General features: G+C 63.7%; 9 protein-coding genes and 1 tRNA gene. All 10 read left to right on the top strand.

Features of this window, described 5'->3' with window-relative positions:
- Positions 1-25 precede the first annotated feature (25 nt).
- The gene (locus ACYOEI_RS26215) at positions 26-976 is read left to right on the top strand and encodes a hypothetical protein (RefSeq protein WP_462852591.1); all 951 of its coding nucleotides are present in this window, start codon (positions 26-28) and stop codon (positions 974-976) included.
- A gap of 97 nt (positions 977-1,073) precedes the next feature.
- On the top strand, positions 1,074-2,633 hold the full coding sequence (locus ACYOEI_RS26210; RefSeq protein ID WP_462852590.1) for a hypothetical protein: 1,560 nt from the start codon (positions 1,074-1,076) through the stop codon (positions 2,631-2,633).
- A gap of 73 nt (positions 2,634-2,706) precedes the next feature.
- Positions 2,707-3,549 (top strand): FkbM family methyltransferase, encoded by an 843-nt coding sequence (locus ACYOEI_RS26205; RefSeq protein ID WP_462852589.1) that lies wholly within the window; start codon positions 2,707-2,709, stop codon positions 3,547-3,549.
- 746 nt (positions 3,550-4,295) lie between these two features.
- Complete coding sequence (gene miaA, locus ACYOEI_RS26200) at positions 4,296-5,243, top strand: tRNA (adenosine(37)-N6)-dimethylallyltransferase MiaA (RefSeq protein WP_462852588.1); 948 nt, start codon at positions 4,296-4,298, stop codon at positions 5,241-5,243.
- Positions 5,244-5,407: 164 nt separating this feature from the next.
- Positions 5,408-7,330, top strand: coding sequence for a COG1361 S-layer family protein (locus ACYOEI_RS26195; protein ID WP_462852587.1), 1,923 nt, complete (start codon positions 5,408-5,410; stop codon positions 7,328-7,330).
- A gap of 113 nt (positions 7,331-7,443) precedes the next feature.
- The gene (locus ACYOEI_RS26190) at positions 7,444-9,918 is read left to right on the top strand and encodes a DUF255 domain-containing protein (RefSeq protein WP_462852586.1); all 2,475 of its coding nucleotides are present in this window, start codon (positions 7,444-7,446) and stop codon (positions 9,916-9,918) included.
- Between the two features lie 230 nt (positions 9,919-10,148).
- Complete coding sequence (gene truB / locus ACYOEI_RS26185; RefSeq protein ID WP_462852585.1) at positions 10,149-11,099, top strand: tRNA pseudouridine(55) synthase TruB; 951 nt, start codon at positions 10,149-10,151, stop codon at positions 11,097-11,099.
- A 166-nt stretch (positions 11,100-11,265) separates the two neighbouring features.
- The gene (gene hflX, locus ACYOEI_RS26180; protein ID WP_462852584.1) at positions 11,266-12,567 is read left to right on the top strand and encodes a GTPase HflX; all 1,302 of its coding nucleotides are present in this window, start codon (positions 11,266-11,268) and stop codon (positions 12,565-12,567) included.
- A 174-nt stretch (positions 12,568-12,741) separates the two neighbouring features.
- A tRNA-Gly gene (locus ACYOEI_RS26175) sits at positions 12,742-12,813 on the top strand.
- Between the two features lie 950 nt (positions 12,814-13,763).
- Positions 13,764-14,315, top strand: coding sequence for a hypothetical protein (locus tag ACYOEI_RS26170; RefSeq protein ID WP_462852582.1), 552 nt, complete (start codon positions 13,764-13,766; stop codon positions 14,313-14,315).
- The last annotated feature ends 116 nt before the right edge of the window (positions 14,316-14,431 follow it).

Raw genomic sequence — 14,431 nt, 5'->3', positions numbered from 1 at the left:
GGCTCAGGTCACCTAGATTTTCTCCATGATCAATCGACTCCGGAGCTGGCTGCATCGTCACCCGTCCTGGCTGGCGTTCCGCGAGATGGGCCAGGAAGGCTACAAGAACGCCTGGCTCAGGAGGTCGTACCAGAAGCGGATCCTCAGCACCCCCCCAATGCGGACCGGACATGGCGGCCCGGTCGAGATTCGCGTGCTGACCTGGCGGCGCGACTGGATGAACCTGATTTGGGCCCTGAAGAGCTTCTATCACGTCGCCGAGGTCGACTACCCGCTCTTCATCCACGACGGCGGGTTGCTCCCCCACCAGGCCGACGTCTTGCGGCACCACTTCCCGGACGCCACCCTCGTCCCAGCCGCCGAGGCCGACGCCAAGGTCGTTGACATCTTCACCAGGCGCGGGCTCAAACGCTGCCTTGAATACCGCCTGAAGAACGTCAGCACCCGTAAGCTCTTCGATTTCTTCGCCTTCTCCGAGGCCGAGTACCTCCTGGTCATCGACTCGGACATCGTCTTCTTCCGAAAGCCTGAGCTCCTCCTGGTCCCCCCGGGAGGCGTCGCGGTCAACCGGTACAATCGCGACTGCGACTACTGGTACAGCATGGAGCTCGACGAGCTGGACGAGGCGTTTGGGATCCGTCCCCCGGATCGCATCAACAGCGGCCTGGCGCTGATCAAGCGCGACTCGATCGACTTCGACGACATCGAACGTTGGCTCGAGAACCCGAAGCTGTTCGAGAACCGTTGGGTCACCGAGCAGACGATCCACGCCCTGTGCTCGCAGGTTCACGGCGTCGAGTTGCTCCCCGAGACGTATCTCGTCGACACCAAGCCGGGACTTTCCCCCGAGCTCGTCTGCAAGCACTATCCCGGCTTCTTCCGGACGCTCCTCTACCAGGAAGGGATGGCCCACCTGGTTCGGACCGGATTTCTGAAGGCCTTGCGCTCCGATCCGCGTGCTATAAAAACGTCGTGACGCGCCTCGAGAGCCCAACCCGACTTCGACGGCTCGGCGTGTCGGGGGCGCTCGCACGTCCTCCACAACGCCAGGGTCGGGCAGGATCACCAGTACGATGACCAACGCGGAATCGCTCACCGATCGGTCGTCCTCCCCGACGGGCCGTCGTCGCCGGCACGAATCCTCCGAGGCCAAGCCCCACTTCTGGTTCTCGGTCTTCGGCATCGCGTTGCTGAGCCTGGCGGTCGCACGAGTTCCCCGGGCGCTGGAGCTGGATGCGCACGCCTTCGGTGATTTCGGGGCGAACCTGACCGCGCAGGCCTTGCTCGACCAGGGGCTTCGCCCCGCAGTCGACTTCGGTTGCATCTACGGACTGTTGCCGCTTTGGGTCGGGAGGATCTGGTTCGGTGTCCTCGGCAGGAACTCCGAGAATTTCATCGCGGCGACGATTGTCTGCAACATGGTGCTCGCTTGGATCCTCTCCCGATTCGTCGTGGAGAATCGCGTGGGACGTCTCGGGATCGCCCTTCTGGCGGCGATGATCCCCCAGGCCTTCACGACCGCCTACGGCTCGTTCACGCACGCCCTCGAGCCGCTGCTCCTCTCCTGGATGTTGCTGGCCCAGAGCCAGGGTCGTCGAGCCTCGGCGCTCGCCGCGGCCACGACCTGCCTCTTCGTGAAGCCCAGCATGGCGTTCATCGCCGGGGCGGTCCTGATCTTGCTCGATCTTCACGCATGCTGGCGTGAAAGTCCCAGGAATTCTCGATATTGGTGGAGGATCCCCGCGACCGCGGCTTCGGTCGCGATCGGGCTGGCCGTCGCCCTCTCGGTGATCTTCGGGCCCGAGTCTCTGATTCGTTCCCTGTCGCCGGTCTCGGGGGCGAGGATCTACCGCCTGCATCATTTCGGATTTTTCTTCGGCCACGGGCGCAACTTCTGGGCCCCGCCGGGCGTGAGGTTGACTTACTACCTTGGGACCTTCACCGCCACCTGGATGGTCGCCACGGCGGTGCTCATCGGCTCCGGGTTGTTGGCACTCCGGCGGATCCTCCTCGATCTGTCGTCGGAACGCCGGTCGCAGGATGAGACGATCGTCAATGTGATGCTCATGCACCTGGCTTTCATCTTCCTGTTCTTCGGGACGGCCGGGCACTGGGCGACCTATTCGTTCCTGCTCCCCTTCGGGCTCGTCCTTCGTCCCGGACTGGGGTCGAAGCGAGACCCTTGGACCTGGCTCCTGATCGCGCTCGCCTTGCTCGCCGACACCAGCGCCGCGCGGGACATCCCGAAGCTCTGGAACTCCCGAATCCGCAGCGATATTGTCGCCGGGCTTTGGGCACCTCCCGACGAGATCACCGAATGGAGCCGTGTCCTTGTACTTTGCCGAGGTGCCGAGGCGGTCATGCTCCATCGCGGGGGCGACACCGAAGTCCTCTTCCCAAGCTTCGGCAAACCCCAAGCCCTCTATCTCGACCGAGGCGCGGAACGACCCGCGGACGTTGAGCGGAAGCTCTGCCAGGTCTCAACGGCGTCGGTCGTGGTCCTGTCCAAGGTTGGCGGGATGACCACGCCGGATTACGACTTCCTCGCCGAATGGCCCGAGTTCCGGGCTCCACTCGCCAAATTTGAGCTCGTCCTGGACGGAAAATTCTTTAAGGTCTACCGAAGGAGGTAAATTTGGCCCGAAATTTGTTCTATATTTCTCGATGGTGGAATATGAGGGCCCGCGATTCTCTGTGAGATCAGGAATGATCAAAACCACGATCAAACGGCTCGTCCCGGCCGGTCTGTGGACCCGTCTTCGCATCTCACGGATCGAGAACGACCTCAGAGGTTTTCAACGACGAACCGTCCGCCACAATTATGGCGGGTTCCCGATGCAGATCTTCCTGGCGGACTCCCTGGGACAGGGGTGGTACGATAACGACTGGGACATGCCACCCGAGATCGACCTGCTCCGAAACCACCGCCTCAAGCCCGGGGCGAAAGTGCTCGACGCCGGGGCTCATCAGTGCATCGTCGCGATGATCCTGGAGCGAATGGTCGGGCCGAACGGCTCGGTCCTCGCGGTCGAGGCCAATCCTCATAACGCGGAGGTTGGCCGAACGAACCGCGACCTCAACCATGCCGAGCACCTGACGATCCTCGAGGCCGCGGTCGCCGAGCATTCCGGCATGTTGACCTTCAACCGAGGCCTCAACGGTCAGGTCGACGATGGGAGCGGGCAGTGGGGCCAAATCGAGGTCCCGGCACGATCGCTCGACGACCTCGACCGACAGTTCGGCCCGTTCGACGTGCTGTTCATCGACGTCGAAGGCTTCGAATGCCACGCCCTACGAGGTGCCCGAGAGACGCTCGCGAGGCGCCCGGACGCGTTCGTCGAGGTCCATGTCGGTCATGGCCTCGAGAAGCTCGGCGGTTCCGTGGAAGAAGTGATCACCTCATTCCCCGACGCCTATTACGAGAAGTTTATCGCGTCGGAGGCAAATCCCAGCTTCCGCCCCTATCGGGCCGATAGCCCGCTCCTCAACGACCGATTCTTCCTGGTGGCGGTGCGACGGGACGAGGCGGCCTCCGTCGAGAGGAATTAAGACGGTTGGTCCGAGAATGCCCCGGCGGAGAGCCGGGGCATCGGACATTGGGAGAGGGTCTGAGCGCTCAGGAATCGCTCGAGGTCGAACGCCGACGAGCTCGGGCGATCCCGTTGCGCACGGGAACGAGCCCTTTGGATTCACTGGGCCGTGCTGTTGCTCGAGCTTTGGAACCTTCTTCGCGGGTCTCGTTGAGGAAGGCGCGGGCGGCCTGGAGATCCGATGCCCCGATTTCGGGGAGACGCATAGTTTGCATGGTCACTTCGATAAAATTGAGCAATGTGGAGCGATGGGAATGGAAGACACCATGTCTCCCAAAACCTCATGAAGACGGACGAGTTGCGATCCTGGCCAAATCTCATGGCAAATGACGGGCCAATCTCGAACGCATCGAGCGTTCGGCGGTGACGCCACGGCGGAAGGGTTTGGCCGTACCCTTGGAGGAATGTGGGACGGACGTGTCGGCCTGAAAAGGCCGCGTCCGAACGGGTTGCTGGATGGTCTGACCTCGAGGGGAATCGTTCTTCGGAGGTTGGCGTGCGGATGGATCCTTTGCGTAGAGCGTGCTCGAGGACGTGAAGACACTTCGGGGCGAAGATCCTCCTTGCCCTACCTCGAAAGACCGGCGACAATAGATCTCGAAAGACTCGCCGTCTCATCTTATCAATAATCGGGTTCCGCATTTTGAGCAAGAGGATTCCGCTCGGATTCCCACGCCCGATCGATACTCCTCAGCTCCCTCCACGATGACCGAGCACTCCTCGCCCTTCCACCGTGCGATCTATCTCACAGGACCGACTGCCTCGGGCAAGACAGCGGTCGGCGTGGCGCTCGCCCGAGAGCTCGATGCCGAGGTGATCGCCCTCGACTCGATGACTTTGTATCGAGGAATGGACATCGGCACGGCCAAGCCGTCGCTCGACGAACGAGGTGGCGTGCCGCATCACCTGCTCGATATTCTCGACCCATGGGAGTCCGCGAGCGTCGCCGAATTTCGATCTTGGGCCGCGGAAGCCATCCTGTCGATCGAATCACGCGCGCGACGTGCGTTGTTCGTCGGGGGGACGCCACTCTACCTCAAGGCTCTCTTGCGCGGGCTATTCGAGGGGCCCGCGGCGGTCCCCGAGATCCGTCGCGAACTCGACAAGGAGGCCGATCGGCTCGGTCCGGGGGCGCTCCATTCCCGGCTCGCGGCGCTCGACCCCGCCTCGGCGAGCCGACTCCACCCGAATGATCGCCGGCGAGTGATCCGGGCCCTCGAGGTGTTCGAGGTCACGGGGCAGCCGCTCAGTGAACTTCAACGCGAGCACGACCGGCCCGCTCCGGCTGGGGTCGCGGTGTTTGCCCTCGAACGTCCTCGCGATCGGCTCTGCGACCGGATCGATCGACGTGTGGTCCGGATGTTTGCCGACGGCTTCGTCGAGGAGGTGCGATCGCTTCGCGACGGCCCGAAGACGATCGGGCCCGTCCCCGCGCAAGGGGTCGGGTATTCCGAAGTTCTCGGCCTACTCGACGACGAGTTCTCGGAGCCCGAGGCGATCGCGCGGATCCAGGCCCGGACGCGCCAATTTGCGAAACGGCAGGCAACCTGGTTCCGGGGACTCGAAGAGGTTCATCCTTGGCCGGTCGGCCCGGAGGAGCCGGCTGAGTTGACCGCGAGGCGTCTTGCCGAACGGATCGCGACGGCAAACTGACCTTCCTCGATCTCATGCAATCTGATATCTAACGCCGTCAGCTTCCCCCCCGATCCCCGGCCTGGCCGGCGATCAGCCAGGGGAAAACTAGGCCTGTCCGCTCCGAAATCTCGAGTGCGGTATCGCATCGTTCGGGGCCGTTCCCAAGGAGGGGACCGATTCCCATGGGCCGGCGATTCGTCTTATTGATCGTATTGGCGTTCGCCGTCGCTTTCGGCGTCCCGTTCGTGCTTGCGCAATCGGTTGACAAAGGAAGCACGAGCGAAACCCCGGGCGCCGGGGCGAAACCCAAAACCAAGGGAACCGGTCTACCCGAACCGGAAGCACTGCCGGGTGTTGAGCCTAACCCCGTCGGCGAACCGGGGGCCGTGCCAACCGCCCCCGAGAAGGATGCACTCGAGCCTCCCGCGATGGGTCCGGCCCCGGCGCTTCCCCCGCCCGAAGACGTCGACTCGGCCCCTGCGGCCCCGGCCACGCTCGACCCCGAGGTGAAACCGGCCCAGACACCGGCGGCTTCGGCCCCTCCCGTCGCGGCCGGAGCGCCTGGTGAGAACCCGCTTCCCCCCGCCATCGAGCCCGCACAAGGACGCCCGGCCCCGGCTCCCGGAGCGGTCGGCGATGCCGAATCCTTCGTCCTTCCCGCCGACAAGCTCGAGTCGGACCACCAGTCGGTCGGCCTGATGATCGAGGTCCTCGGCCCCAAGAAGGTCAACCTGAACAAGCCGGCGCTCTACAAGATCGTCGTCAAGAACACCGGCACCTCCGACGCCTTGCGCGTGGCCGTCCGCGACGAACTCCCCCCGAACCTCGAGTTCGTCTCGAGCCAACCGGCCGAGGAACGCGCCTCGGAGTCGCTCCTCGTCTGGCGACTCGGCACGATCCAGGCTGGGCAGGAGCGGGTCATCACCCTGAACGTGAAGCCGACCAAGGTCGGGGACTACCACCACGCCGCGACCGTCACCATGATGGCCGGCGCGAAGGCGCGAACGGTGGTTCAGGAGCCCAAGCTCCGCGTCGAGCAGATGGCGACGACCGGGAACATCCTCAAGGGGCACCAGGTCACGTTTAAGATCCGGGTCACCAATCCCGGGAGCGGGATCGCGCGAGGCGTCACCGTCCGGGCGAAGTTGAGTCCCGGATTGAAGGCGACCGTCGACGAGGCCAATCGGCTGAACCTCTTCCAGATCGGGCTCGGCGACCTCGAACCCGGCCAATCCATCGACCTCGATCCCTTGGTCTGCGACACCACGAGGGGCGGGTCGCAGTCGTGCCAGGTCACCGGGGTCAGTCGGGATGTCGTCCCCGATCAAGATGGCTCCCAAAGCACGCAAACCGTCACGGTCGTCGAGCCGAGTCTGGAACTGGTGTTCACGGGAGATCGCGAACGGTTCACCGATCAAGTGGCGAACTATTCCATCGCCTTGAAGAACCCCGGCACGGCGGCCGCCAGGAATGTAAAGGTCGGCATCACGATCCCCGTCAATGCCACCCCCGTGGGGACCTTGCCGAGCGGGATGTCCTGGAACGGCAACGCGCGTCGACTGCTCTGGTCGATCGCCGAGCTCCAGCCGGGCGATAAAGATATGGTCACGCTCCCGTTCCAGGTCCGCGTGGGGGCGCCGGGCTTCGTCCATATTGCCGCCGAAGCGAGGGCCGACGGGGGACTCTCGAAGCCGGCAACGTGCCAGACTCAGGTCCAGGGAATCGCCGTCCTCGAGATGGACGTCGAGACCGATCGGCGCGTGATCGACGTGAATGACGAGGCGAGGTATCACATCAAGATCACGAACGTCGGTACCAAGGAGGCCAGCAATATCCTGGTCTCCGCCAGTATCTCGGATAGCTTGAGCGTCAAGGAGACGATCGGCACCGACGAGCCCGCCAAGTTCGACCCCGTGAAACACGAAGTCATCTTCCCGCCGATCCCGCATCTCGCCGCGAAGACGTCGATGACGCTCGGCATCCGGGTCAAGGCGGCCAAACCGGGGCAGGGGAACTGCCGGGTGTTCCTGATGAACGACAACGAGCTCGAGAACAAGATCGAACAACTCGCCACGACCCGAATCACCGGGTCACGACGGCAATAGTCGTCCGTTTTTCGGGAGTTCCCGGCCGCGACGGCCGGGCGAGGCCTCGTCGAAGGTCAGAGGGCCGGCGGAATGATTGGATCTTCGCGCCGGTTCGCGTAGAATCGCGGGACATGGACGGCCTCAGGGGCCTTGCCGACGAGACGCACACCGAGGCGAAGGACAACGCGATGCGACTCCGAGATCGTCCGCACCCCCGCGCGGACGTCCTGCTGGGGATCGTCCTGGCCCTGGCCTTGCCCGCTCCCTTGGCCCTTTCCGCCGACCCGGCGACGAAAGGGCCGGCGAACCGGCTCGCCAAGGAAACCAGCCCCTACCTCCTCCTCCACGCGCACAACCCGGTCGACTGGTATCCCTGGGGACCCGAAGCGTTCGCGAAGGCCAAGGCCGAGAAGAAGCCGATCTTCCTTTCGATCGGCTACAGCTCGTGCTACTGGTGCCACGTCATGGAGCGCGAATGTTTCGAAGACCCCGAAATCGCCCAGCTCATGAATCGGGGGTTCGTCAACATCAAGGTCGATCGCGAGGAACGGCCCGATGTCGACCAGGTCTACATGGCGGCGCTCCAGGCCTTCTCGAACGGCGGTTGGCCGCTCTCGATGTTCCTCACCCCCGACGGGAGGCCGTTCTACGGAGGAACCTATTTCCCCCCCAAGGATCGCCTGGGGATGCAAGGTTTTCCCACGGTCCTCAAAGGGGTCGCCGAGGCCTGGCGCGATGAACGTGCCCAGATCGAGGAGTCGGCCGATCGGCTCTCCGGCCTCGTTCGACGCTCCTTGGATGGGACGGGGACCGGACGTCGCCAGGCGATTGGTGTGACTTGCCTCACGCAGGGACGAAACGAACTCGTCGAACAGTTCGACCCCGACTTCGGCGGCTTCGGCTTCAACCCCGAAAACGCTCGGCGGCCGAAGTTCCCCGAGCCGGTGAACCTCGTCTTCCTGCTCGACCAGCACCGACGCGACCGCGCCGCCAAGGTCGCCGCGACGGACTCCAAGACGGAACCGCTGGCGATGGTCCTCACGACGATGGACCACATGGCACGCGGTGGGATCCGCGACCAACTCGCCGGCGGCTACCACCGGTACTCGACGAGCCGGTACTGGATCGTCCCGCACTTCGAGAAAATGCTCTACGACAACGCCCAACTCGCCTCGGCGCACCTGCTCGCGTTCGAGGCGACCGGTGACGCTCGCTGGCGCCGAGAGGCCGAAGATACGTTCGCCTTCATCGCCAGGACCATGACTGCCCCGGAAGGCGGCTTCTACTCGGCACTCGACGCCGAGACCCAGGGCGAGGAGGGGCGTTACTACGTCTGGTCGCAGGAAGCCGTCACCAAGGCCCTCGGCGCCGGTCCCGACGTCGAAGCGTTCACTCTCGTGTATGGGATGAAACGCGAGCCGAACTTCGAAAAGGATCGCTACGTCCTGCTCGAGCCGAGGAGTCGCGCCGAGCAAGCCTTGACGCTAAAGACGACCCCCGACGTGGTCGAATCCCGGATCGCACCGCTCCGCGCCAAGCTCCTCTCGGTCCGCGAGCAGCGCCCCGCACCCTTGCGCGACGACAAGGTCCTGACGTCCTGGAACGGGCTGATGATCGCGGCCTACGCCGACGGGTTCCGGATCCTCAAGGAGCCTCGCTATCGACTGGCCGCGGAAAGGGCCGCGGACTTCCTGCTCTCGAAGATGCGGACCCCCGATGGCCGGCTCCTCCGATCGTTCCGCTCCGGCCGGGCGAAACTCCCTGCATACCTCGAAGACTATGCCTTCCTCGCACAAGGGCTCCTGCGGCTCCATGCCGCGACCGGAGACCCCCGCCGACTCGAACAGGCGCGAGAGCTGACCGACCGAATGATCGCCGATTTTCTCGACACGAAGGACGGGGGGTTCTTCTACACGGCGACCGACCACGAGAGCCTCGTGGCCCGGCCCAAAGAGGCCATCGACGGCGTCCTTCCCAGCGGCAATAGCGTCGCGATCCGGAACCTCGTCGCGTTGGCCAAGGCGACCGGTAAGTCCTCGTATCTCGACCTCGCGGGCAAAACCCTCGAGACCTTCAGCGCCCGCCTGAATACGACCCCGGCGTCTCATCCGCTCATGCTCGTCGGGCTCGGAGAATATCTCGACGCCCGACCCAACGCCGCAAGGGCCGTCACCTCACCCCCGGTTGAGGATCCCTCGGGAGGGACTGTCACCGTACGTGGCGAGCTCGTCGCTCCGGTCGCCTCGGGACGCGACGTCGATGTCGTCGTCAAACTTCAAGTTAAAGAGGGTTGGCATGTGTATGCGAATCCCGTCGGGGTGGAGAACCTGATCCCGACCAGCGTCGAGCTCGCCCCGGACCAGCCCCTCACCGTCACCAAGGTCGAGTACCCGACCGGCGAGGCCAAAGTCCTCGCGTCGAGCGGTGACGAGAAAGTCTCTGTCTACGAAGGCCAGGCCAGGATCAAAGTCCATCTCCGCCTCAAGGATGACGCCAGGACGATGCCGGAGACGGTCGACTTGAGGGTGCGGTACCAGACGTGCAACGATCGCTCCTGCCTGGCCCCGGCGACCGTCTCCGTCCCGATCACTCTCGAGAAACGATGAGCGTTAGGCCCGAAACCTGGTTTCTCAAAAGGCCGATTTCTGTGCGGATGCACCATGACATCCCTGGTGGGTTGTCGACGTCGAGTGCATCAGAAACCCGTTATTTAAGAAAATAACGGGTTTCGGGTAACCGGGCCGGTTTGCGAGACATTTTGGGGAAGTACCGACGCCGAAGGCCGCGAACCGGCCGCGGTGTCGCACTGTCGAAGGTCTGAGGTACGGTAATCAGAATGGGAAAGTCGACGTCGGGGATGCGCCCTACTCTTTGCGGACTGTTGAATCTCGACAAGCCCTCCGGGATGACGTCTCGGGCGGCGCTCGACTTCGTCGCGCGACCGCTCCGGGGGAACAAGGTCGGGCATGCCGGCACCCTCGACCCGCTGGCGTCGGGGGTCCTGGTCGTCTGCATCGGCGCGGCGACGAGGCTCATCGAACTCGTGCAGCGGATGCCGAAGTCGTATCGGTCCGTCATCCGGCTTGGCGTTCGCAGCGACACCCTCGACGCGGACGGAACGCAGACCCCGGTCGAAAACCCCCGGATGCCGACCGAAGCGGAAGTGCTCGCGGCCCTGGCGACTCAAGTCGGGACGATCGACCAAATGCCCCCCGTCTTCTCGGCACTCAAGGTCGACGGCAAGCGGGCCTACGACCTGGCGAGGACCGGACAGTCGGTCGAGCTCCAGGCTCGCCCGGTCCGGATCGACCGGGTTGAGTTGCTCTCGTACGAATGGCCGAAGCTCGAGGTGGAGGTCGATTGCGGGAGCGGGACCTACATCCGTTCCATTGCCAGGGATGTGGGCGAGGCCCTCGGTTGCGGCGGCATGATCGAGGTCCTCGTGCGAACCCGGATCGGGGCCTTCAGGCAGACCGACGCGGTGGATCCGACCGCATTGACGCCCGAGTCGATCCCCGGCCTCCTCCTCCCTGCGCTGGAGGCGGCCGCGGAGCTGCCGAGCCTCGCGGTCCGAGGGACGGACGTGGTCGAGATCCTCCAGGGTCGTGCCATCCGTCCCGATGCCCTCGACGATCGGCCCGAGCTACTAGGCGAGGTCGCCCTCGTCGGTCCGGGGGGGGGACTGGTCGCGATCGGCGAGGCGATCCCCGGGACCGGCCGAGTCTTTCCGCGGAGGGTGCTCGCTCGAGCGGGCGCTTTCGACGAGGCCCCGAGCCGATTCTCCTGAACATTTGACGGTCACGCGACGAACTTATTGATGGCGGGTCGTGTCCGTATCCGTCGGAGTGGGACATCCCTGCCGTTGTTGACGCGGTTACCGGGAATTCCTAAAATCCGGCGTGATTCTTCCGAATCCCGCGCCCTCACTACTCTTCAAGAGGACCACCCCCACCTTGATCGAATACAAGAGCACCGATCGGTTAGATCGTCGGGAAAAGACCATCCTCGTCGGGGTCCTCCTCCCCGGGGCTGAGATCAACCTCGACGATCCCCTGGACGAAATCCGGGGGCTGGCCAAGACGGCCGGATTGATCGTCGTCGGGAGTATGCTCCAGCGTCGGCATCAGGTGGACATCGCCACGTATATCGGTTCGGGCAAGCTCGAAGAGCTCAAGGAACTCGTGCAGGCGCACGAAGCCGACCTCGTCGTTTTCGACAACGACCTCGGCCCCGCTCAGACGAGAAACCTCGAGAAGCACCTCGGCGTCAAGGTGATCGACCGCACGGAAGTGATCCTCGACATCTTCGCCACCAGTGCGAGGACCCACGAGGCTCATCTCCAGGTCGAGCTCGCCCAGCTCGAATATGCGTTGCCGAGGCTCAAGCGGATGTGGACCCACCTCTCGCGCTACAAGGGCGGGATCGGCGTCCGAGGTCCCGGTGAGAAGCAGCTCGAAGAGGACCGCCGGCTCGTCGGGCACCGGATCCAGGACCTGAAGGCGAAGCTCACGAAGGTCCAGGAACGCAAGGAGCGGGAAGTCGCGGGGCGAAGCGACGCCCCCACGGTCTCGCTCGTGGGCTACACGAACGCCGGCAAGAGCACGCTGATGAACGCCCTGACCGACGCGGGCGTTCTGGTCGAGGACAAGCTCTTTGCAACCCTCGATACTCGGACCAGGCGCTGGCGATTCCGGGGCGGAGGCCAGGTCCTGCTCTCGGACACGGTCGGGTTCATCCGGAACTTGCCCCACACCCTGGTTGCCTCGTTCAAGGCCACCCTGGAAGAGGCACGCCAGGCGGATTTGCTCCTCCATGTCGTCGATGCGTCGAGCCCCGACGCCGAGATGCAGATCCGCGCGGTGAAGACCGTACTCGACGAGCTCGGGCTGGCCGATCACCCGACCATCCTCGTGCTCAACAAGACGGACCGCGTCCCGGATCGCTCGTTCCTCGACGTGCTGGAGGCACACCACCACGACTCCGTCGCGATCAGCGCGGCGCAAGGCGATGGTCTTGCGAGGCTCGAGCAGGCCGTCCGCGAGGCCCTGCACGAGCGGGCCCTCGATGCCGAAATCGAGACCGGCGTCGAGAACGGTCGAGTCCTGGCCTACCTCGCGCAACATGCTCAGATCCACAGCCGAAGCTATGAAGACAACCGCGTTCTTTTGCAGTGCCGCCTGCCTCGACGCTGCCTCGACTTCCTCTGCGAACATGGCGCCGACGTCCGCAGCAACGGCCAGCGTCTCTACGCTTGAGGACCACCCGGGGCCTCCCCGTATCGCTCCCCGACCCGGAATCCCGGGTTCGGGCGCGAGGCGGAGAGGTCCCGCGTCGAAATTGCCGGGCGCAACCCCTTGCCGCTCGTGAATGTCCGTGGTAGACTCGACCCAGACGTTGAGGGGTGTTTCGCCTCTCCCTCACGCAAGTTTGCGGGTGTAATTCAGTGGTAGAATGCCAGCTTCCCAAGCTGGACGTCGTGGGTTCGAATCCCATCGCCCGCTCTTCACCTCCTTCCTTCCCGACTCATCTCGTGCAATCTTCAGCATTGTTTCCACAATGCCCATTCATTGTCCGTGCATTTCAAGATTTCTACGAGCTATCAGCTCTCCGTTCGCCGTGACAAGCGCAGGAGTATTCTTTTGTCGCTAGGCTCGCGGCGAAAGACTCCTTCGAGTCGCCAGGATTCACCAAGCGAGTAGCTTTGAATATTGTTAGCATGCTAACTCAGCCGGTCGCGTTGCGTTGGTCGCGGCCGTTAGAATTCGACGAGTCGGAAGCTGGCGCGTGCCCCACACATAGGGCCTCGACTTCATCGCGAGTGGGGTAGGACATCCTCCCACCCTCTCGCGTCGTCGTCGCCCGGTAGCCATCGTAAACGCTCGGGCCGTAATTCTCGGCGACGGTGCCTGACCAGCGTCCGATCTCATCGGGAGAGGACGTCTATAGCTATGGGCAGACCGAAGGTTTGATACGATTGCGCTGAGAGATCGGTCTTTTTTTTTGTTCAAGCGTTGACTAGAAGTCGGCAAAGGCGTATCGACCGCTTTCCGATGAAGGTCACCGGATCTATACCGACCGCGTAGGAAGGGTGTGCCCCCTTTCCTCGGCTTGGAGATTCCGAGTCTGTGACCTAGTATTGCAGGAGTGAACGTCGTGCGACTTGGTTGGGAGCCTGCAATGGGGCTTCTCGGTCGTATGAGTCGACCTGGGAATTGAGTTTCCTTTTGTGATTCGTGGATTTACATTCCTAACCCGACGATTATAAAGTACATTATTCCTTTCGATTCCCAACCTATGTGCTCGAGTTGAGATCCCAGCCCAGGGGTGTTGCCACGTCCATGTGTCGGGGAGACATCTGGGCCGGTGCCTTTCGGCCGGCTTTTGGAAGTGGTCACGCGAGAGGAAAGTCCTTTGCGGGGTCGGATCCCCGAATGCTGGAGAGGATTGCCCGTTGAGATATGCCCCGACCTGTGACGGTTGTAAGGAACCCGTGAACCCTGGTGCCAATGTCTGCCCTCGGTGTGGCCATCGGCTCCGATCGAGGCTTGGGATCCTGGGGCACCCGATCGCCGTCTATGCGGCCATTGGCTTGGGTCTCCTCTTCGTCTTGGCAATGGTCTTGGAGATCCGGTCGCGACAGCAATTCAAGGCAGCCTCGGCAGGCGTCGAAGGGCAAGGGGCTGGCGGTCTGTTCCCCGGCGACCCCGTGGTCCTGGAGCGGTCCGGTGGCGAGGACGTCTACCTCGCGCTCGATGGCGGCGCGATCGACTCGATGATGGACTCTCTCCAGTCCGCAAATACCGACGCGATCCAAAGGATGGTCAAGGCCGGCAAGGTGATCGTGGTCCCGAACGGGACGGTCGCCAAGGTCGTCGAGACCGCCGCCTCCTCGAAGCGGGTCCAGATCATGGTCCGCCCTCACTACGGAACCCTGGCCTGGCTCCCTTTAGCCGACATCCATCCCCGCCATCCTACCCCAGTCAACCTCCCCTCCCCGCACTGACCTTGAACCCGACTCGGGATCGCACCTCGCCCTGATCCTGGCGTACTCTCCAATCCGGGCCTTTGCCTCGGTTGGACTCGCTGCCTCAGCTCTCGGCCTTCGTGACGCTCACGTGA

The sequence above is a fragment of the Singulisphaera rosea genome (assembly GCF_054877945.1).
This window is presented reverse-complemented; position numbering and strand designations above follow the sequence as displayed.